The following is a 22,927-nucleotide window of genomic DNA, read 5'->3' as shown; positions in this document are numbered from 1 at the left end:
TCCATACCATGTCGATCCACGTCGCGCTGCATCACCGAACGAGTTATCAATACGATCGACCAGTTGAGCACGGCCCGCACGTAGTGCGGCTGCGGCCAGCACCGCATTGCCGGTCACGCATCTTGTCCTACAGCCTGAAAGTCGGGCCGATGGAGCATTTCGTAAACTGGCAACAGGATCCGCAGTCGAATTACCTGGCGCGCCTGATGTTTCCTGAGCCTACCGATCGTCTCGATATTGAGGTGAATTTGGTCGTCGAAATGTCGGTCCAGAATCCGTTCGATTTCTTTCTCGAACCAAAAGCGGAAGAATATCCATTTTCCTATGATCCGGTGATCAAACGAGAACTGGAGCCATTTCTTGTCTTGGAAGAGCCGGGGCCGTTGCTGGCGAAATGGATCAATACCTATCAAAACCGCAAGCAGCGCACCGTTGACTTCCTGGTCGAGATCAACGCCGCGTTGCAGCAGGCGATCGATTATCGGATCCGGATGGAACCGGGAGTCCAGACGCCTGAGGAGACTTTGGAAAAGCTATCCGGCTCGTGTCGGGATTCGGCCTGGCTGCTGGTGCAATTGCTGCGCCACCTTGGTTTGGCCGCGAGGTTTGTTTCAGGCTATTTGATTCAGTTGAAGGCGGATGTCGAGTCGCTCGATGGCCCGTCCGGCAGCGAGGTCGATTTCACGGATCTGCATGCCTGGGCGGAAGTGTATTTGCCGGGAGCGGGCTGGATCGGCCTGGATGCAACATCGGGATTGTTAGCAGGGGAAGGGCACTTGCCGCTCGCATGCTCGCCTGAGCCGATGAGTGCCGCTCCGGTCACCGGCGGCACTGCACCGTGCAAATCAACCATGGATCATGAGATGCACATTACCCGCATCTATGAATCGCCCCGCACCACCTTGCCCTATCGGGATGAACAATGGGCGGGGATCATGGAAACAGGCGATCAAATCGATGCCGACCTGCGTGACATGGATGTTCGTCTAACCATGGGTGGTGAGCCGACGTTCATTTCCATGGATGATTTCGATGGTGAGGAGTGGAACAACGCAGCGATGGGACCCACCAAGCGGGTACTATCCGATAAGCTGATCAAACGCCTCCGCGAACGTTTCGCCCCTGGCGGGTTGTTGTTTTACGGCCAGGGCAAATGGTATCCGGGTGAGCAATTGCCACGCTGGTCGCTCGCTTGTTATTGGCGGAAAGATGGCCAACCGATCTGGGAGGATGTCAGCCTCATCGCAGATGAATCGCGCGACTATGGTTATGGCGAGCAGGATGCTCAGCGGTTTGGCAAAGCATTGGCGGAAGCCTTGGATACGGATGCAAAGTGGCTGATCCCAGCCTATGAAGATGCGTTCTACTATCTCTGGCGTGAGAAGCGATTGCCGCGAAATGTCGATCCGGTAAAATCAAATCTGAAGGACAAGCAGGAGCGGGACCGCCTTGCTCGGGTATTCGAACAGGGACTGGATGAGCCGGTTGGCTGGGTGATGCCACTTCAGAAACAGCCGACTCCGGCTGGAAAGGTTTGGGCCAGCGGACCGTGGTTTTTGCCAGACGATACGATGTATTTGCTGCCCGGTGATTCACCCGTCGGGTATCGTTTGCCGCTTTCCTCGCTGCCATGGGTTAAGGAATCCGAGTATCCTTATTCGATTCCTCAGGACCCAACCGCCCCTCTCGGAGCATTGCCACCCCATGGTGGTGCCCAGGTAATCCAGCAGTCGCAGGTCGGTTTGCAGGATCAGAAAATGGATCCGAACGCAGAGTCTGTCCATGGTTCGCTGCACTTGGACAAATCCGCCATCCCGCCTGTCGCTGGCGGTGATGGGACCGAGTTGCCATGGGAAAAAGAGCCGACCGATCAAGAATCCGCTGCGTGGCTGATTCGCCGGGCGATTTGCTTTGAGGCGCGTCACGGCCGTCTGCATGTGTTCATGCCGCCGCTCGATACCACCGAAGACTTTCTGGAACTGGTCGCGCTGATCGAGCAAACGGCAGCGAATTTGCAGATGTCGGTGATCCTGGAAGGTACGCCACCATCGTTCGATCCTCGATTGGAAGTGGTCAAGGTGACTCCTGACCCGGGCGTGATTGAGGTCAATCTTCAGCCCGCAGCTTCCTGGAGTGATTTGGTCAGAAATACGACGGTGCTTTACGAGGAAGCTCGCCAGTGCCGCCTCGCGACTGAGAAGTTCATGATCGATGGCCGCCATTGTGGCACCGGAGGAGGAAACCATATCATCATCGGCGGAGAAACTCCATCGGACAGCCCGCTGCTCCGGCGTCCGGATTTGCTGCGAAGCATGGTAACCTTTTGGAACCATCATCCATCGCTGAGCTTCCTCTTCTCCGGCCTGTTTGTTGGGCCCACTTCTCAAGCTCCGCGGATCGATGAAGCGCGTAATGATTCAATTCATGAGCTGGAAATCGCATTCCAGACCCTCGGCGAGGACCTCACGCCACCTCCGTGGAAAATCGACCGGGCCTTGCGGAATTTACTCATCGATTCGACCGGAAACACCCACCGTGCCGAATTTTGCATCGATAAGCTCTACAGTCCGGATAGCGCGACCGGGAGACTGGGCCTGCTCGAAATGCGGAACTTTGAGATGCCGCCGCATCATCGAATGAGTCTCGCCCAGCACTTGGTTCTTCGCGGGTTGGTCGCCCGTTTTTGGAAAGAACCCTATGAAAAACCACTCGTTCGCTGGGGTAGCGAAATTCACGACCGCTGGATGCTGCCTCATTTCATTTGGCAGGATTTCAAGGAAGTCCTGGATGATCTTTCGGCACACGGCTATCAAACGGATCACGATTGGTTTGCGCCACACTTGGAGTTCCGGTTCCCGAAAATCGGCGATTACCAACAACTCGGCATTGATCTGGAAATCCGGCATGCGATCGAGCCATGGCACGTGCTCGGTGAAGACGGAACGCCCGGCGGCACGGTTCGCTATGTCGATAGTTCGGTTGAGCGAATGCAAGTGCTGGCCCGTGGCCTGACCGGTGAACGGCATGTGATCACCTGCAATGGCACGAAAATCCCTCTTCGACCAACGGGCACCCATGGCGAATACGTTGCCGGCATTCGCTATCGCGCATGGCAACCGCCGAATTGCCTGCACCCGACCATCGCTCCGCACACGCCACTGGTTTTGGACATACTCGACACCTGGAACGATCGTTCCATCGGTGGTTGCACCTACCATGCCGCTCATCCTGGCGGACGCAATCACACCAGTTTCCCGGTGAATGCGTATGAAGCAGAAGCTAGAAGGCTGGCCAGATTCTTCAGACATGGCCATACGGGAGGTAAAATCATCGCAAAACAAGCACCAACCAGCCCGGATTTCCCCTTCACACTGGACTTGCGGATGATTCCGACCAGCTTGTGAGCGGATTTTGGAAGCGCACTCAGCATCAATGGTTCCCCGCAACCGCAGCACGCCCCCCATTGCCCGCGCTCTCGCATCTGGCGCGGACGGCGCGGTGTGGGATGAACTCGCCGATTCATCAGGGCGGATCCGCTCCATGTGGAAGGACACTGCGGCGAAAATGCAGTCGTGGTCTCCGGATGAACGTGGTGTGCTAAGCACGACGGCAGCCCGGATGATGGAGGATCTGGGCACGACTTTTAATGTCTACAATGATGTGGCGGACGGTGCGCAGCCGTATCAACTTGATCCTTTGCCATTGATGATTTCCCGCGATGAATGGGCCAAAGTTTCCACAGGTCTGGTGCAGCGGGCGCGCTTGATGGCAGCATTGGTTGCGGACCTCTATGGCCCGCAGCGATTGTTAGCGGAGGGGATTTTACCGCCGGATCTGGTTCACTCGAATCCCTTATACCAGCCGCAAACTCGTGGGATGCAACCCGTGGGTGGTCGGTTTTTGATCACCAGCGCTTGTGATTTGGTCCGGAATCCTGCCGGGCAATGGATGGTCCTGGCAGACCATACGCGAGGAACTGGTGGCTTGGGGCAGGTGCTGCAAAATCGCCACGTGGTCTCGAATTTGTTGTCCGATTGCTTCGAAGCCGCACCGATTCACCGGCTTGGCCGCTATTTTGAACTGGAAAAACTCACCTTGCAGGAATTCTGCGGTTTGAGAACGGAGACGCCGAATGTGGTCGTGATGACCCCCGGATTCCGGCATCCATCGTACTTCGAGTATGCTTACAAGGCGAGATTGTTAGGTTTTCCCTTGGTGGAAGCTGCGGATCTAACCGTTCGTGAGCGGCGGCTGTATCTGAAAACTCTTGGCGGATTGCGCCGGGTGGATGGAGTTGCCTGCAGGATCGATGATAATGGGATTGATCCATTGGAATACTGGACCCTCGGTGGAGGTGGGGTGCCGGGTATGATTGAGGCCTGGCGCAGCGGGAATGTGGCGTTGGCAAATGCTCCGGGTTCAGGTTTCGCCTCATCGCCAGCACTGATGCCGTTCCTGCCGAGGGCTTGTAAATTCTTGTTAGACGAAGATCTCAAATTGCCATTCGTGGAAACCTGGTGGCTCGGCCAGGCATCGATCCGGCGTCAAATTCTGGACCAGCTGCATCGCTATGTGTTGATGTCTGCCTTCAATCCGCAACCTCTGCTGCCAATTCGCTGTGGAACCCTTTCCGCTGCGGCTCGCCGTAAATGGGTCGCTGCGATCGAGGAATCACCGCACGATTTCGTTGTCCAAAAAGAGGTCTCACCGAGCCAAATGCCTGCGTTGGAGGGACGTTCCCTTTCTTCAAAACCATTCTTTTGGCGGACCTTTGCCGTTCACGCCAAGGATGGGCCAAGTGTGATGCCTGGAGGTATGGCGCGAGTGGGTAAATCCGGCAAGCCGCCGCAACTTTGGCCATGGCATGCTGGGCACACCAAGGATGTGTGGGTTGCTGATTCGGCGATTGCCACACCTGGGCCGACTGCGGTCCACAGCTTGAACAAGACGCCGCTGAAACATGTGACGGCGATGGATGTTCCCAGCCGGATCGCAGAACAACTTTTTTGGGTCGGTCGCTACGCGGAGCGGATCGAGTCAGTAACGAGACTGCTGCGTGTCACGTTGCGCCAGATGGGTGGTGAAAGCGGACGTCGTCAACGCGAGCATTTGGCTGCTTGTCAGGCCTTGATCGAAGGCAGCCGCCTCTTTCCTGAAACCGATGGCATCCAGTCCGGCGCTTTGTTAAGCACTCTAACAAGTCTGGTCCATGATACATCCGACTACCGCAGTTTGGCACGGTTGACTCGGTCGCTGATGAGTAACGCTGCTGCCGCACGGGATCGGCTTTCCGATGATACCTGGAGATTGTTCAACCGGCTAGAGGGATTGCTCCATTCCCCATCGCATGCTCCTCGTGCAACCGATCTTGCCCAAACTTTGGATACGCTCATTCTCCATCTTGCGGCTCTAGCTGGCATGGAAGCGGAAAACATGACTCGGGGGCAGGGGTGGAGATTTTTTGAAACCGGCCGCCGCATCGAGCGGGCGATCTCAACCTTGAAGCTTCTGCAAACAGCTGCCGGAGATGACGGGCTAAAACTCGACCCATTGTTAGAGACCTGCGATAGCGTGATGACCTATCGGCGTCGGCATTTTTCCCGCCCCGATTGGGAAGGGGTTAGGGATTTGATTTTCTGGGATACGCTCAACCCACGCTCGGTCGCCTTTCAGATGGAGGTGTTAGACCGTGAAATGCAGAAGTTTCCTGGAGATCCAAAGCAGGGACTGTTTCCGGATGTGATGGAACTTTTGGCGGAGATGAATGCTCGATTCGCCCAATCAGGCGAGGCAGGTATCGCGGAATTCGAATGGCTGGAGGAGGCTTTTGAAAAGCTGTCCGATCTGCTCACGCAGCATTACTTCAGCCATTCGGTCCGGAGAGTTTATTAACGTCTATCGCTCGAATATCATGGTTCGGGCGATGTGATGTTCTGGGGAAATTATCAGAACCGCCACCCTTCGGATCGTAGATATGTCTTTGCCGGTGTGGGTCAGGTAGTCGAATTTTCCGCGCAGGTCGGTGTAGCCGTCCTTGTGGAAACTGATCTCGCCCGATTGATCTTCGGCGTAAACCTTGACGTAGACTTTGGATACCGGCTTTGTGGTTTCACGGTCGAACAATTGCAAGGTCCGGGCAGCCGCCTGGTTGCGGACGATCACAGGACTGTCGTCCAGAATCTGCATGGAAGTCGCATCGCCGGATTTAGCCACGACCAGGAGATTTCCTGAAGCCAGGTTTTCCGGGACTTCGATAGCGGTGGTTGATTCTGCATCCGTTAATGCGATCTCCGCCGTGTGGTTTGGAATCATCGGTGGTTCATTCGAATCACGGTCCCCCTCAAGGAATGGATTGGCAGAGAATAGCACTTCGAGATCGACTTGGAAGTAATCCAGGGTCGCTTTGCTAAAGCCGTGGTGCTTGAGCAGCAACCCTCCGCTGGTATCGGATGTGAGTTGCAGTTCCTGTGCAGGCTCTTCCTCAGTTTCTCCCGGGAGTTCGGAGTTCTGAAAAAGTACGGTGATTTCCGTAGTTTGATTGACAACTGCTTGATAGCGGTCCTTCCAGATGCCTGGCGGAAGGCTGGATAAATAGGTTTTTGCAATTGCTGAAGCTTCCCCAGGTTGGCCTCGATAGAACAAAGAGGTTGCTTTCAGGAAATCATATTGAAGCCGGGAACCCAGGCCACTCGGGTCGATCTGATCGAATTCGGCGATTGCTTCCCCAATGCGATCCTGCAGGAAAAGCAATGCGCAAAGATTGAGCCGATCCTCGGCGCTCAGCTCGGGTTTCCAGGCCAGTTGATCGAGAAAATCTCGATAGTATTTGAGGGCTAGATCATGGGTCAGGCGCGGATTGTCGCTAAAAAAGTGGGAGCGAGGATTCACCACCGGATCAAATTCCAGTTGCGACCAATTGAGATGGATCTGCGGCCGGAGCTGCAGCAGTGACGAGTCCAACCAATCACCGAGATGATGGATGAGGTCTGAGTTTTCCAGATAATCTGAAATTCCCTGCTCGTCGCGATGCAGGAAGGCGTAAGCGAAAACATTGGATGAAAACAGCATGCGATCCCGCAGAATCGAGGCGATTTGTTGGTAAACCTTTTGGTCCTTCAGACGCCACAAAATGCGGTCGATTTCCAATCCTTCCAGGGGGGCGTTTCGCAAATAGGAGTAGACTTGTTCCGGACTTCCATTTGCAGCGATGCCACGCCAATCATTGGTGGCAAGGTCACTTGGATTTCCATTGACCACGAGCTGTTGCGGAGAGGTGCGAGCCAGGAGTTTGCCATTTTCCGAAATGCCGAATGGGCAAATGGAATAAGTCCCTTCGCTTGGAAAATAGAAGGCGAGATTAAGATTGATGACCCCGAAAGGTTGGATTTTTTTCGAGATCGATAGAGTCTCAGGTTGACCTGCCAGCGGGATGGCACCGGTAGGAATTTGTGCAAGAAGATCAATCTGATGGCCGAAACCAGAGGTGTTGGTCACCACAAGTGAGATCCCATAAGCCGTTCCGGTTTTGAATTCGCCGGAGACATCGTTGCTGATTTCCTGTCCGTCAACTCGTCGGGTGGGTTGGTGCAGGGGGTAGAATGATTGACGAGTCAGGAGCGGTGAATCCTCATTGGCTTGTGGGACAGCGACCGTGTCTTTATAGAAAAGAACCATCGGGGCGCGGGCTTTCACACGCATCGTATTGTTTTCGCTCACGATTTCCGGTTGCTCGGCCTTGAATGGAAGATCAAGCAGGGCCAGACACATCAATGCCTCGTTGCCATTCGTATGGCAGGCGTTGAAATTTGGTGAGAGAAATGGACCATTTCCATCCCAGGCAGCCAGGTCCACCCAGAATTGGTTGAGAGGAATGAATGTCTCTCCTGTGTTACCACGATGTCTGTAGTAGTTTGATTCCCGCCAGATTTGGGTCTTTGAATAGGTGATCTGGGGCTGCCACCCGAATGGATCATCAGCTTCAGATGGTGCGTAAAAGTATCCTTCTATGTCGGCCTCACCATAACTTTCAGTTAATCGATCTATTTTTTCGAGCTCGGATGGTGGCGCGATGACGATCAGCTTCCCATTAGGAGTGAGAGTGGCTTTTGAACCCTCTGGGAAACGGACGCCACTTCCCTCCAGAAGCTCGGTAATTGAGGGACGCGCGGATAATGCTGGATCCAAGGATAAACCTGCGAATGGGTCGCCAGCTTGCAAAGAGGGACCATAGAGCTTATTTGCAAAATCAGGAGATACAGTGAAGGTGCGACTGGCCATGTCTTTTCCTGCACCAGTTTGTGGAACGAGCTTTACGGAAAAGTCGTCCGTTTTGTAACGCATTCCAGTCGCCTCACAGATGTAATTCAATGCAGTCTCTAGCGGGATATTACTAAGGTGTAAGTCAGAGATCCTTCTCTGAGCGAAATCCGTCGCGGAGGCTTGGCCTTGATCGATCATCATGTTTATTCCTTTTTTCGACGGATCGAGCTCGGTGCTATCCAGCTCCACAGCGCGCAGCCGGAGAAAATCGACAGCTTCTCGAAAGGTGATATCATTAAAATCAATCCTCGGGATGATGATGCGACGAAGCTTGTCGGTGAGCAAGGGAGAGCCTGCTGAATACGAATCATACTCGGCCAATCCAAATGGGTCCACATCGTCGTTTTTGGCCAAGCCTAGCGTATCGATCACGGCGAGGTCCGTTCCCTGCAAGGTTTGAGTAAATAGCTGGGTCTGTTGTTCGGGAGGTGGTGCTTCCGCATCCCAGCGGAGTTTCAGTTCACGCGCGATGCGATCCCTGGCTTCCGGCAATGCTTGGGCAAGGAGTGCCTTTTCCGCTGCATTGAGTCGATTCCAAGCGTAGGGCCGAAGGTAAGGACTTAGATCACGCTGGAGTAAGAGATCGTCGATGAACTCCGGCTGCGGTTTTGCCGCCAGCATCGGTTTGAGGTATCTTTCGAAGAACGGTTTGTCCTTGCGGGCGATGAATAAATCCAGCTCGTGGCATTGATATTTGGCCAGGAGTTCCAATTTGTCTTCTTCGGTGAGGTCCGGCCATTTTGTTAGAAATCGGAATTCTGCTAGATTTCGATCTGCCGTCATGCCGATCAGAAATTGATGGGCATCTTCCAGTGTGTTGAAGGCTCGCCAATCCGCATCGAGCAGGTTTTCGATGGTTGCCTCGGAATCTTTGAACAGTGCAGCGGCGCTGTGGCGGGCCACGTATGGAGTCGCGGGATCCAGCCCCCGGATCAAGCGCTGGTCGCGTAACTCTGGAGCTGATGGCTCAAGCGACACCTTCAATCGGTCACTCCCGGAGGAGTCGGCTGCGATGATCTCAATGAACTGTGAGTTTTTAAAATCGGCGATCGGTAGACGGATGATTCCGTTTTCATCCGGTGTGAGGTCGAACCGAACGACAGCCGGGTGGGCGAGGAAGTCGCAATTTTCTGAAGAGCTGCCCATTGTAGTGCCATCGCTTGAATCCACCATTGGCAATGGTGGCGGGCTGTAGGGCTCTTGCGATGCCCTGGATAAGGAGCGGCCACCGCCACCGAGTAGGACATCCTGTTCATCCTGCACGGCTTCTTCATCAGGCCAGCGATGTAGCAGAGTGCCGGGCCGAGGTAGCATGGAACCTGGAAATTTTGTAGCACCGCGCCGTTCCAGAATGTAGCGCATTTCATCACCGACCTTTACGCCGGTTCGATAGCCACAAGGCCAATAGCCGACCTTGGTTTCGGTGCGATTTGCTGCCTCGAATGGGATGGCTCCGCGGCCTGGAAACCATTCTGGAAATGCATACCGGTGGCCAACCACCGTGACGCGGGTGGTGGCGGTGTTATTATTGATTCGAATCAAGAGGTCATCGCCATCCCGGGTTTCACTCTCCACCATTGGAACGGCGGAATTTCCTACGGGAACGATTGAATTTTTGGTGAAAATGTGATCATCGCGGCGCACTCCATCGTAAACGTGAAGTGCTGTCTTTGAATCTTTCTGGAGGAGGCGATAGCTGCCTGCTTTCAAGCCGGTGATGACGAGGAAATTTGCGTCGATTGAGATTTGGTCAAAATGATCGCTCAATGCAGAATCGGACGAGGTGGTCTCGATCAATGAAAGTTGGAGCCGGTTGGTTTTTGTTAGTCCCAGAATGTTCGGGAGCCGGATTGTCTCACCGGAGATGCAATCGATGGAATCAGGAACATCGGTGATTCTACGAGATGGATCGTAGTGGGTTTCCGCGAGATCTGTGCCTGACACGCGGGCTTCGACGATCTGATCCAAGTCGCCCAGCATGAAAATGCCATTTTCATCAGTTCGGCATGCTGCTTCGAATGGCTGAGAATAGCCACTGTGGAACAGGGTGAGGTTGAATGAACGGGATGGGATCGGCTCGCCATTGCGACCACGGATTTCCAATTGATGCCCCGAGGTAGTTGGAGCAAAGAAAACCGTGGCGATTTGATCGTTCAGCAGTGAATGGTTCAGTTCATAGCTGCTGGTGGAGCTCAGGACAACTGGTTCGCCGCCGAGTGGAGACTGATATGAACCTTGGAGCGTGATTGAAAGTGACTGGAGATTTGCCGGGACGTGGAACGGGATTGATAGGCTGGGTGCAAGTTTCAGGTCCTTGCCGATGACTCTTTGTGTCACCGTATTTCCTAACAAAGTGGCGTTTAGCGTTACGGAAACCTGGCTCAGTCGAGTCAGAGGAATTTCAATGCCATGGTTGGTTAGTTGGAGGCGTAGAAGAAGCTCAGCTTGCCGTTCTGCGATCAGCTGTTCACGCTCCAGATGGATTCCCATATTCAGCGCCACTTGATCCGTACGATCGCCCAGCTTGATCGGAACGGCGAGTTTGCCTGCTATCAAAGTCCCTTGATCGACTGCTTGCTGCAGACTGTCAGGAATAACGATCACGCCTGCTTCATCTGCTTGGATTTTTTCACTCCCGAGATCGAGCAAACCATCCATGATAGGCTCGTTTTTTTCGTTATAAATTCGAATGCTCTGAGACTCAGCCGTTCGATCTAACAAAGGGGTGATGGAGCCTTTTTGGATCAATGCCCGGGATGAGACTCCGTTGCTGACCAGTTCGACGACCCACGTGCCAGGACCGGCAAGCTCTGGGAGTTCAAGTTCCTCGCGGTGTAGCTGAATGGATGGTTGATCAAATTTCAGTTGGCGCTCGTGGTGAGGAATCATTCCATCGAGGTTAATCGTCAAATCAGGTCGGCTTTGATGGGATTTCAGATAGTCCGGCAAGTTGATCTCGAAAATTCGCACCAGCACCGAAGGGGTGTTTTTCAATTTCAACGGGAGTATCACCGAATCGTCCGAACCGAGAATTTGCGGCGTTTGTGGGGCGAAAGAGAGGGTGACCCGGTTCTTCAGTTGATCGAGTTCTTCGGGCGTGAGTCCTGCTCCCCAGACGGCGGGATCGGCGCTATGGAGTAGTTGCGCAACTGTTTGCAAATGCTTCAACTGGGAAGACTCGATATATGGGGCGAAGTCGGACGCGTCACTTGATTGAGCCAGGAAATGTTGCAGCAGCCGGGTCACCATTTCCTCGTCGTTTTGAACTGGATGGCAGCCAGTGGCCTGCAAGTAGTCTTTGGTTAGATTAGGGGACGATGTTTGCTGCCGGTTCTTATCAGTAAGAATGAACGGGTGGTTGGTCCTTGGGATGGCAAGGTAGTCAAGAAACTCAGCTTTGGGATAGTTCCCGAGTTCTTCCTGCAACAGCAGATGATGGTAAAGCACATGCAGCTTCAGCGAGTTCAATGCCGGAGGTAGCGACTTGGTAAATTCAAGACATGCCTGAAGATGGGCAGCGCGCGCTTTGAGATCGCGCTCCAAATCAACCGTGGAGTTCGGCCGCATGCTTGTCAGGTAGGCGATGGTAAATGACTCATCCGCCAGCAATGTGGGATGAGACTGTGCCAACTGCTTGAGCTGATCATGTGAGAGTTGGCTGGAGCAGGGGAGATTGTGAAAAATCGGCGGCCTTTCGAGAGCGAGTAACCGGTCTAACAATTTCATGAAGCCGGGCAGGTCAGGGCGATCGATTTTTAGAGCGAACCAAAGTGCCTCGGCTTCGTCGAAATCAGCAGCATTTTCCAACTCCTGATAGAGCCGCTGTTTGACATAAGTTAGATAGGGTTTGTCTGGATTTTTGGTAGAGGCTATTTTTTCAAATGAGGAAGTGGTGATCCATGCAGGATCCACCTGTGTCGGTGATTCCGGGGCGGCGGAAATCGTTTCTGGCGGAGTGTCGTTGAATTTGAGGCCGAGCTTTTCCACCAGCTTTGGCAAAGCCTTATCAGGATCATCCGTATAGTTGAGAACCAGTTGGCGGTTTTCCAGATCACCCAAACCCTTCTGGGAGACCGGGTTGTCCTTGCGACTGGATGCGGTTTTCCAGTCCTTAATGGTTCGTGCAAATTCGCTTTGGTTTCCAGTGAGCTGAAAATGAAGCGCCTGATAGAAAAAGAAATCACGACTGCCTGGCGTGAGCATGGACAAGGAGGCTTCACGCGTTACCGGGTCGGCGAAGCGTTCCCTGAACAGGTCCGGATTTGCCAACAGTTGCGTCGCGGTAAGGCAAAGAAAGGCCAGGGTTTTAATCATTCTTCGGGTATATTGGCCGATCTGTTAGCGTGGAAGCTTCAATTTGACGATCAGCGAGATTCATTGAATTCCTTCGGATTTCTTGACATTTAGGTATTCCTGTTGTTGAAAGGTCGTGCAGTATGGCGAAACGTAAATCGGCAGCGGTGAAGCTTCACCGCCTTGAGGCCCGGACACGGGTGATCAGGGGCGTTACCTCCATGGTATTTGTCGTCTTCTGTCTATCCATCGGCTTTGTGGTGGTTGCGACAGCCTTTCCTCAGCGCCGCAAGCTCCAGGAACTTCAAGCTGATTTGGAACAAGCAAAAGTTCGTGAAACGGAGGCTTTGGCAGACCGTGAGTATCACCAGATCGAACATCGTGCGCTTCGGGAAGATCCTGCCTTTCTTGAGATCCAGGCGAGAGATCGACTGGAATACTACCACCAAGGCGAGCGTGTTTTGAAATTCAAGCACCAGTAGCGGTTATCTGCTGGTAGAAAATTGATCTTGGCCCGCGCCTGCGAACTGCATTAGGCAAGAGCATGCGCAATGATATCGAACGGGTATTGATCGACGAGGCTGTCATCGAACGCCGCTTGGATTCCATGGCAGTGGAAATCGAGCGGGATTTCCCGGACGGAACGCTGGTTGTGATCATCCTTTTGAAAGGAGCACTGGTTTTTGCCGCGGACTTGTTGCGCCGTGTGCCACGCCCACTCGAAATCGAATGCCTGAATGTTTCCAGCTACGAAGGTCTTGAAAGTTCAGGACAGGTTAATTTCCTGGATCGTCATTTTCCGGACGTGAAAGACCGGCACGTGCTCCTGCTTGATGATATCCTTGATACCGGGCGCACTTTGCACGCGGTATCAGAGCGGCTTTACCAAGAGGGCGCCGCCGTAGTGCACACGGGTGTTTTGCTGGCGAAGGACAAGCATCGTGCGGAAGAAGTGGAGGCGGACTATGTTGGTTTTGAAATTGGAGACGAATTTGTGGTGGGATATGGGCTGGATTACAAAGGTCGCTACCGCAATTTACCCTATGTCGGTGTGTTGAAGTTGGAGGCGGCCAATTAGGAATCCGTAGCCAACATTTAGCGGGTTGCGATTCCCATCGCGCGCTCCATGGCACTCTGGAGATCGTTGATCCTCACCGGTTTCGTGACGAACTCATCCATGCCTACTTCAAGGCAACGGACCCGATCTTCGGCCATGGCGTGGGCCGTCAGGGCGATGATCGGAATTCGTGAATTCAATGATGCGATATCTCCAGAGCGGATTCGCTGGGTGGCGGTGTAGCCATCCATGACTGGCATCTGGCAGTCCATCAAGATGGCATCGTAATTGATACCTTCCGCCAGCCGCGCCAGGGCCGCCGCGCCATCTTCTACGACATCTACCGTATGTCCGAGTTTTCCGAGCAAGCGGCAGGCCACCATTTGATTGACGGCGTTGTCTTCGGCCAGAAGCAAATGCCAACTTTTTTTGGCTAATGGAGGATCATCGCTGGATGGTTTCGACATGCTGAGCTCTGGGTTTTCACCCAGGGTGCGGGCGAGAATTCGTACAAGCGATGCATGGCGGATGGGTTTCGCGAGGATGGCAGAAAACCGTAATTGAGCGGTCTCGTTGGAATCTTGAGTCCGCGTGGAGGAAAGAAGAATCAGTGGTAGTTTTGCCAGCTCGGGGTGATTTCTTATGGTCGTGGCTAATACGATTCCTGGAAGGTGCGGCATGTCGGAATCGATCAATACCAGATCAACTGGGGAGCTCGAATTCAGTGTCTCTAACAACTTGGAGACCGCCTGACGAGAATCCTTACAGGTCTCAGCTTTGATTCCGAGCTCCTGGATTTGCTTTGCTAGAATTTCTGCAGCCTTTTCGTTGTCATCGATAATGAGAACGTGTTTGTCGCTCGGAATGTAGTTTTTTGGCGCTGCAGCCGATGGTTGGGTGTGGCGCAATGTTAGTGCAAACCAGAATTTCGAACCCACCCCTGGAGTGCTCTCGAAGTGGATGGTTCCGCCCATCAATTCGACAAGCTGGCGCGAAATGGCGAGCCCAAGCCCGCTACCGCCATAACGACGGGTGATACTCCCATCGGCTTGAGTGAATGGGTCGAATAAGTTTTTCTGAAAAGCTTCAGGAATGCCGATTCCAGTATCGGAAACTTCGAAGATGATGGTGGTTCGGTTTTGTTGCGTTTCTGATTTGCGGGTTCTAACAATGATTTCGCCCTCAGAGGTGAATTTGACCGCATTACCAATGAGGTTGATCAAGATTTGGCGGATCCGGCCGCTATCGCCATAGAGTCGGTGATCCAATGCCGGATCGAAATCGTCCATCAGCTCGATCGTTTTCTCGAATGCGCGGGGGGCCAGCAGCAGCAACGTTTCTTCTATCAACTCCCGCGGATCAAATTCGGTGTAATCAATGGAGAGTTTTCCCGCTTCAATTTTGGAGAAATCGAGGATGTCGTTGATGATGTTTCTCAAGCTCTCGGCGCTATGTTGAATCACGCTGCCGAGTTCGTATTGCTCGGAACTCAGCGGGGTGTCCATCAGCATGCCGCACATGCCCAGGATCCCATTCATGGGAGTCCGGATTTCGTGACTCATGTTCGCTAGGAACTCCGATTTCAGCCTGGATGCTGCAACCGCTTCGTCACGAGCTTTGGCGAGATGTTGCTCTAGGGTTTTACGTTCTGTGATATCCTCAAGTTGGGAAATGAAATGGACCGGTTGGGAATCGGTATTCCGGACCAGTGAAGCGGTGAGGCGGACCCAGACGATATGTCCATCCTTATGGAAATAACGCTTTTCCATTTGGAAGTAACGCTTGTCTCCATCAATGAGTTCTCGCACCTGTTTCAGGTCGGTTCCCAAGTCATCCGGGTAGGTCAGTTCTTGGAAGGTCGTTGCTAACAACTCCTGCGTGCTATACCCCAAAATATCACACACGGACTTGTTCACCCGCAGCCATGAACCATCCAAGGCAACGATGGCCATGCCGATCCCTGCGAATTCAAAGGCGTGACGGAATCGTTCTTCGCTTTGCTCCAGTGCTTGCGCATCTTTTTGACGCTCAGTGATATCTTGTGTGAGCATCATCACTCCGCCGATTTCTCCGTGAATGTGATGCCAGGGTCTGACTTCCCATGAAAGCCACTGGCGACGACCATCCAGTCGGTCAAAAGGATCGGCCTCGTTGCGTAGGATTTCACCCTTCAAAACGCGCTGATGGTGCTCCTTCCAGGTATCATTGATTTCAGGAAAAACGTCATAGTGCGATCGACCGATGAGCTTTTGTCCTTTCAAACCATAGTCCTCGATCCATCGATTGGTGACCACGAGATAGCGCATTTCCTGATCAAACATGGCGACAGCTGCAGGCGCATGTTCAGCAAATAATCTCATGCGCTGCTCACTGATTTTCAGGGCAGTTTCCATTTTGCGGCGCACGGTGATATTGCGTGCCACACCGATGTAGCCGGTGACGATTCCGTCATCGTCGCGAATCGAGGCAATACTGATAGCGACAGGAATCTGCTTTCCGGATTTTGGAACGAAGGTCCATTCCCGTTCGTCATAGCCCGTGACTTTAACGGTTGAGGCAAGGGCTTCGAATCCCGCTTCGATTTTTCGGCCGGTTTCTTTTTCTACTTCCTGAGCCCGGGCAATCATCTCGGATTCAAGATGGAAAATCGCCGGAGTTTTTTTACCGATCAATTCATCGCGCGAGTAACCGAGCATACCTTCGGCTGCGCTATTGAAATGAATGATCGTTCCCTTGAGATCCGTGGCGATGATCGCAAGCTGAGTACCTTCAAAAATCGCCCGATTCAGCGAGCTCGCTTTTTGATCGAAAGCAGCGGCTTTGTTGCATCCTGATGAGCTTCCGCCAGAACCCGGACGTGGTGCGAATTTCCATGTAAAGAAACAGCACGCGATGCAAACCAAGCTCCAGACCAATGCCTGGTTTTGAAAAGTCGTGACTTCACCCCGGAGCGCGTAAGTCGCGATCCAGCCTACCAGTAAGGAGGCAAAACAAATGATTGCCGGAAAGATTAGTTTCGCGGATTGCAGGGATACCATGAAAAATGGGAACCCATATTTATTGAACCATCATGACAATTAGGCAAGACAAAGCGTCACGAATCACCAGATCTGATAGATATGGTGAGTATTCTCAATTCTTTGCTGGAATAGGATCGCTTTTCGAAGCAATGATTAAAAATGGCGCAATCACCGCGACCCAGTGAAACACGAATTCATATCGACCGCTCATCAGGAAAACATTCCCACGATCAAATAATAGTCCGGGGAGGATGACGACCAGCAGCGTGAGTGGCCAGCGGCAGCCTCGAATAAACAAAATGCTTGCGGCGAGCAATGCGGCAGCAAGAGTCAGCAGGTGACCGGCTAGAGCAATAAATCCACCGCCTCGGAAAGTGGCCAGGTAGCTCGAATGCTCATGCATCAGCTGCACGATCGGTTTTCCCGTTGCTGACAGACCGCGACCAAAAATTTTAGAATCCTGGAATTCATTCCAAAAGGTTCGGTAGGCCGAGAGGCGACCCGCACTGCCTCTTTCGACCAAACCTTCCAAGTGGATATCTCTCGTAGGCGCCGGAGTCGTCGGGCTGGTGAGGTTTTTTTCAATCGCTCTCTCAGAACTGCGAGCCATCAAGGTTTCCTTCACGTGGAGACTCAAAACCCCGCAGGCCAACACACCACCGAGAACGGCAACAGCTGGTATGAGAAATGGTTTTTGCCGGCGAAACAAAACCAGAGGGATTGCTGCAAGCAACATGAGCCAGGCGCTTCTCGATCCGGTCAAGAACACTGCAGTGCCCAGCCCTAACGCGAGCAACCACCATGGCCATGCTCGTTTTGCTTTCTGAACTGCGAGATACTCGAAAATCATCACCATCCCGACGGCAAAGACAAACGCGGCATGGTTGGCATGTTCCCAACCGATTTGACCTCCCCAGATCCGCAAAGGCCAGATCAGCACCAAGCGGGTAGGCTCAAAATACTTCGTGTTGTGACCCATTGGGATCAGTTGGTCGATCGCCAGGAAATAGCAGAAATAGGAAATGACGAACATGCTTCCCAACATCCAGGCCGCTGTGATTTTTCCGGTTTTCCACCAACGTGGCTGAAGAAAGGTCGCCACAATCACCGATAGCCCGATCAGGGCGATCAACCCTTGCACCAATTGGTAGCTGACGGTGCCGAGGCTTACTCCATGAAGCAAGCCGCCTATCAGGGAGGAAAGGTGGGCGATCAAGAGTCCGGCGATGGCGCACTTGCTCAATTTACCAGGGCCCTTGAAGCGGTTTGGAAACACTCTCCAGGCTAACAGCAGGCAGAGCGAAAATGCCCACATCCTCGGTTTTGCACAGTATTGAGGAGATGAGAAAAGCATCTGCGGAATCAGTCCCAGGATCAATGCAAGGAACACCGGAGCTGCATCCAGTATCTTGTCGAGAGGTGATCGAGAAGACGTGGATGGATGGCTGATTCGCTCCGTATTCTGCATCAAGTCGCTGGTCTGATTGGAAGGGACTACGCTAGAAAATCACTTCTTCTTCGCATTTTGTAGCGCTTGGGAGAACCAGTCGTTGCCCGGAGCCGAGTTGGGCTTGAAATTTCCAGGCCGTGGATTGCCGCCGGAACGCGATGGGGCAGGGCGTGAGTCGCGGTCTCCTCTCGGGCTGCGCTGACCTTCCAGATCCGGTTTCGATTTCATGGAAAGCGCGATGCGGTTCCGTTTCAGATCCACTTCCATGACCGTGACCTGAACTTTTTGGCCGACTTTCACCACCTCGGATGCATCTCGTACGAAATGATCCGCCAGCTGACTCACGTGGACCAATCCGTCCTGATGGACACCTACATCGACGAACGCACCGAAGGCGGTGACGTTGGTGACGATCCCTGGCAGTTTCATGCCGACTTGGAGGTCCGATGGTTTTTCAACGCCTTCGACAAATGAGAAAACCTCGAATTGTTTGCGCGGATCGCGTCCCGGTTTGGCAAGCTCGCCAAGAATGTCCTGAAGGGTTGGGAGACCCACCTCGTCACTGATGTATTTCTTCAGGTCGATTTTTTTGCGGGCGGCATCATTGCCTAACAATTCTTCCACCTTGCAGCCTACATCCGCCGCCATTTTTTCAACCAGTGCGTAGCGTTCCGGATGCACTGCCGAAGAATCGAGGGGGTGGGCACCGCCCCGGACGCGCAGGAAGCCGGCCGCTTGTTCGAAGGCTTTATCACCCAGACGAGAAACCTTTTTGAGTTGTTCGCGTGAGCTGAAAGCACCGTTTTCGTTACGATAGATGACGATGTTTTCCGCCAGCGAGCTGTTGAGTCCGGAGACGTAGGACAGCAACTGCTTCGAGGCGGTATTGAGTTCAACACCGACTGCGTTCACGCACGAAATCACGATGTCATCCAGACTGGTTTTGAGCGCGCGTTGATCCACGTCGTGCTGATATTGGCCGACCCCGATTGACTTCGGATCGATCTTCACCAGTTCGGCAAGCGGGTCCATCAAACGGCGGCCAATCGATACCGCACCGCGAACGGTGACGTCCTGATCCGGGAATTCTTCTCGGGCCACATCCGAGGCAGAATAGATGGATGCACCACTTTCATTCACGGTGATCACGGGAATCGAAGCCGGGAGTTTCAGCTTTCTAACAAATGCCTCGGTTTCACGGCTGGCGGTGCCATTGCCGATGGCAATCGCTTCGATGTCATACTTTTTCACCATCGCCAGCAGCTCGGTCGCGCTTTCGTAGAGCTGGTTGTTAGAGCCAGCTGTCGCGTAAAGAACGGTGTGGTGCAGCAATTTGCCCGAGCGGTCCAACACCACGGTTTTGCATCCGGTGCGGAAACCGGGATCGATAGCTAGCAGGCGTTTTTCTCCCAGAGCCGATGCCAGAAGCAGTTCTCTGAGGTTGTCTGCGAAAACTTTGATCGCGGTTTCGTCGGCGCGCTTTTTGGCTTGGAGTCGCGCTTCGGTTTCCATCGATGGCATGAGCAGGCGCTTGCAGCCGTCTTCCACCGCCAGCGAAACCTGATGGCCGGCTTCGGCGGAAGATTTCACCCAATCCGGCAATGCTTCTGCCGTGACCCGATCCAACGAAACTTCGACTCGCATCAGCAAAAATCCTTCCTTCTCCCCACGACGAATCGCCAACATCCGGTGCGATGGGATCGAAGAAAGAGGCTCGGACCACTCGAAGTAGTCACGGAACTTGGCGGCTTCCGGGTCTTCATCCTTGCCGTACATCACCTTGGAGGAAACCGTGGCCGTTTCTTCGTAGATTTTACGAACCCGGCCACGCAGCGCGGCATCGTCGGCCACGCGTTCCGCGATGATGTCGCGTGCGCCAGCCAGTGCGTCACTTGCGGTGGCGACTTCCTTCTCTTCATCAATGAATTTGGCGGCTTCGTCGGCAGGATCTGCGGATTGATTTTCCAGCAGCCAGTCGGCGAGTGGAGTCAGGCCACGTTCGATGGCCTTGGTCGCGCGAGTCTGACGTTTTGGGCGGAATGGCAGGAAAATGTCTTCGACTGTCGAAAGCGTGGTTGCAGCTTCGAGCTTTTTCTTGAGTTCCGGGGTGAGCAGGGATCTCTCTTCCAACGACTTGAGCACGGTCGTGCGGCGCTGGTCCAATTCCGCCAACTGGAGCATCCGGTCACGAATCGTGGTGATTTGCACTTCGTCCAACGATCCGGTCTGTTCCTTCCGATAACGGGAAATGAAGGGCACCGTGGCTCCCTCGGATAGCAATTTGGCAGTGGAAGTGACGGAGGAAAGCGAAATGCCGGATTCGCGGGCGATAGTCTCGAGATGGGTCATGAAAATGGGAGGACAGCGGTGTCGTGTGGGAGGGGATTAAGCTCAGTGCGGCGAGGCACGGCAAGTCAAACGGTCAGGGAAGGCAATCATCCAAAGGTAGACGGGCCATCAAAGTAGGGTGTGTTCCTCATCAAGCCGGAGACGGGCGGTCTCCAAATACCCGAGATCCAGCTCGATCCCGGTAAATCCGGCCAAATTTTGGCGTTGTGCGGCGATGGCGGAGGTTCCGATGCCCAAGAATGGATCGATCAGCCGGGTGGCTTTGCCTTTGCCATGAATTCGAATGCATTGTTCCACCAGTGCGATGGGAAAGGTCGCGGGGTGGGGGCGTTCTTTGGCGCGAGACACAATGGTGTCGTAGGGGATGAACCAGTTGTTGCCACGGCAGCGTTTGTCCACGCCATCCGTGTGGCCCCAGCGTGCGATGTTGGATTTATCCTGATAGGGAACACCGGCAGCCCGACGATCCAGAGCGATATCGCCGGTTTTGGTGAGATGGAACACGTATTCGTGGCAGTCGTTGACGTAGCGCTTGGAGTTGATTGGCTTGAAATGGCCAACGCTCAGGAACTCCGACTGCCGGGTTTCCACGGTGATGGATTTAATCCAGTGGAAAGTGTTTTGCAGCACAAACAAGGGCTCCGGGCCATCCGTCAACGCAAGAATGAGCTGATGCGGCAGCAGCGGATTGGCAGGCGAGGCACCGATGTTGAGAAAAAACGATGCGTCATCTGCCATCACGCGTTTCAGCTCCGCCGACCACGACTTGCACCAATCGATGAATTCATCGCGAGGTGCGGTGTCCTTGAAGCTGCTGTAGGCGATGCCCAAATTATAGGGAGGTGATGTCACCACCAGATCGAAGGATTGCTCGGCCAGGGTAGGGAGCAACTTCAGGCAATCGCCATGGAGCAGATTCATGGATTCAGGCAAGCTTCCGCAGCGCCATGCTTATGCGTGGTGAAGCAAGATCGAATTGGCCGCGAAATGGTCGGACAAAATGTCAGAAACGATCACGATTGGCGTGCCCGGGCGGGCGAGACCTTCGGCGACGAGATGCTCGCCGACGCGTTTGATCGTTTCCTCGATGTTGGTGGCAAAAGCCATGCGGAATGGCGTGATGCCCCGGGTCAAGGCAAGCTGGCGGCAGACACGCTCGTTTGGCGTAAAGGCATAGAAACCAGCTGTTTTTGGACGTAGCATGGCGACATGGTTTGCCAAAACTCCACGGCGAGTGAGGACGACCAATCGACCTTCCGGCAAGGAGTCTGCGAGTGTCACCGCAGCGCGTGCCACCTTCTGGCGCTCATCGCGCAGCAACACGTTATGGCCATAGCCAAGACCGCCAGAACGTTCAATTCGAGTGGCGATGCGGACGATCGCTTCGACGCAACGTTCCGGATAGCGACCGACGGATGTTTCACCGGAAAGCATCAAGCAGTCGGCTTCTTCGTAAGCGGCATTCGAAACGTCGGTAACCTCCGCGCGGGTAGGTGTCGGGTTCGAGATCATCGACTCAAGCATCTGTGTCGCAACGATGACGCGGGTTCCAAGTTCGTGGCAGCGTTTAACAATCCGGCGCTGCACGATCGGCAGGTCTTCAAAGTCAATTTCCACCCCGAGATCGCCTCGGGCGACCATGATGACATCGGCCTCCTGGATGATTGCATCGATGTTTTTCATCGCCTCCTGATCCTCTACCTTGGCGACGATTTGTGCTTCACCGTCAATCGCCTCCATGGCTTCGCGCAGCTCGCGCACGTGGGCGGCGTCGCGCACGAAGGAGCCGGCGATGTAGTCGGCCTTGCACTCCACGGCGAGTGCCAGATCCTTGTGATCTTTTTCGGTTAGAGCAGGGAGATTCAAGCGCACGCCCGGCAGGTTGATGTGGCGGCGTGACCCCATGGTCCCGGGAGTTTTCACGTAACAAAGAATCCGGTCCTCCATCACGGAGTCGATCCGCATGAGCAGTGCTCCGTTATCGACGACAAGCGTGTTGCCTTGCTTCACGTCGGCCATCAAACCATCATAATTGACCGTGGTTGAAAGCGGGATGGCGGGAGCGGTGCCCGAATTGCGGAATTCGACCACATCGCCGAGTTTCAGTTCAAACGGTTTTTCGAGATCGCCAGTGCGAATCGATGGACCGGTGAGATCGAACAAAACGGGGATTTGAGCTTTGCGTTGTTCAGCGGCGCGGCGCACGCGGCGCGTCATTTCTGCCGCCCATTCGTGCTTGGCGTGGCTCATGTTGAGCCGGAAAACGTTGGTGCCAGCGTCGATCAGGGTTCCGATCATTTCTTCGGATTCCGTTGCAGGACCGAGGGTGCAGATAAGTTTGGTTTTTCGAGGCATGGGAAATACAGGAAAGTGCGGGGATACCGCCCGACAGCAGTGGCGCGGTCGGCGTCCGCCTAGCAGAACCTTTTGCGACCCAGA

10 protein-coding genes are annotated in these 22,927 nt (G+C 53.9%); 4 read left to right on the top strand and 6 right to left on the bottom strand.

The annotated features are described in order from the left end of the window. The first annotated feature begins 8 nt into the window (after nucleotides 1–8). Nucleotides 9–3,404, top strand: a complete 3,396-nt coding sequence (locus JIN85_RS06460; protein WP_200268815.1) for a transglutaminase family protein — start codon at nucleotides 9–11, stop codon at nucleotides 3,402–3,404. A 28-nt stretch (nucleotides 3,405–3,432) separates the two neighbouring features. After that, complete coding sequence (locus JIN85_RS06455) at nucleotides 3,433–5,892, top strand: circularly permuted type 2 ATP-grasp protein (protein ID WP_200268813.1); 2,460 nt, start codon at nucleotides 3,433–3,435, stop codon at nucleotides 5,890–5,892. A gap of 3 nt (nucleotides 5,893–5,895) precedes the next feature. On the opposite strand, the gene JIN85_RS06450 is transcribed toward JIN85_RS06455, so the two are convergent. Next, nucleotides 5,896–12,633, bottom strand: coding sequence for a hypothetical protein (locus JIN85_RS06450; RefSeq protein ID WP_200268811.1), 6,738 nt, complete (start codon nucleotides 12,631–12,633; stop codon nucleotides 5,896–5,898). A gap of 122 nt (nucleotides 12,634–12,755) precedes the next feature. Between JIN85_RS06450 and JIN85_RS06445 the strand changes: the two genes are divergently transcribed. Beyond that, entirely contained in the window at nucleotides 12,756–13,094 is a 339-nt protein-coding gene (locus JIN85_RS06445) for a hypothetical protein (RefSeq protein ID WP_200268809.1), read from the top strand. Nucleotides 13,095–13,156: 62 nt separating this feature from the next. Further along, a complete protein-coding gene (gene hpt, locus JIN85_RS06440) occupies nucleotides 13,157–13,690 on the top strand; it encodes a hypoxanthine phosphoribosyltransferase (RefSeq protein WP_200268807.1) in 534 nt (177 codons plus the stop codon). Nucleotides 13,691–13,707: 17 nt separating this feature from the next. Here hpt and JIN85_RS06435 read toward each other — a convergent pair whose 3' ends face one another. The 5 genes from JIN85_RS06435 to pyk form a co-directional block, all read right to left on the bottom strand. Further along, nucleotides 13,708–16,707, bottom strand: coding sequence for a PAS domain S-box protein (locus tag JIN85_RS06435; protein WP_200268805.1), 3,000 nt, complete (start codon nucleotides 16,705–16,707; stop codon nucleotides 13,708–13,710). A 94-nt stretch (nucleotides 16,708–16,801) separates the two neighbouring features. Beyond that, on the bottom strand, nucleotides 16,802–18,157 hold the full coding sequence (locus JIN85_RS06430; RefSeq protein WP_200268803.1) for an O-antigen ligase family protein: 1,356 nt from the start codon (nucleotides 18,155–18,157) through the stop codon (nucleotides 16,802–16,804). A gap of 39 nt (nucleotides 18,158–18,196) precedes the next feature. Continuing rightward, on the bottom strand, nucleotides 18,197–20,488 hold the full coding sequence (locus JIN85_RS06425; RefSeq protein ID WP_234047275.1) for a Tex family protein: 2,292 nt from the start codon (nucleotides 20,486–20,488) through the stop codon (nucleotides 18,197–18,199). A gap of 108 nt (nucleotides 20,489–20,596) precedes the next feature. After that, nucleotides 20,597–21,409, bottom strand: a complete 813-nt coding sequence (locus tag JIN85_RS06420) for a DNA-methyltransferase (RefSeq protein ID WP_200268801.1) — start codon at nucleotides 21,407–21,409, stop codon at nucleotides 20,597–20,599. 30 nt (nucleotides 21,410–21,439) lie between these two features. Then, a complete protein-coding gene (gene pyk, locus JIN85_RS06415; RefSeq protein ID WP_200268799.1) occupies nucleotides 21,440–22,843 on the bottom strand; it encodes a pyruvate kinase in 1,404 nt (467 codons plus the stop codon). Nucleotides 22,844–22,927: the final 84 nt, after the last annotated feature.

The organism is Luteolibacter pohnpeiensis (assembly GCF_016595435.1).
Classification (GTDB): domain Bacteria; phylum Verrucomicrobiota; class Verrucomicrobiia; order Verrucomicrobiales; family Akkermansiaceae; genus Luteolibacter; species Luteolibacter pohnpeiensis.
This window is presented reverse-complemented; position numbering and strand designations above follow the sequence as displayed.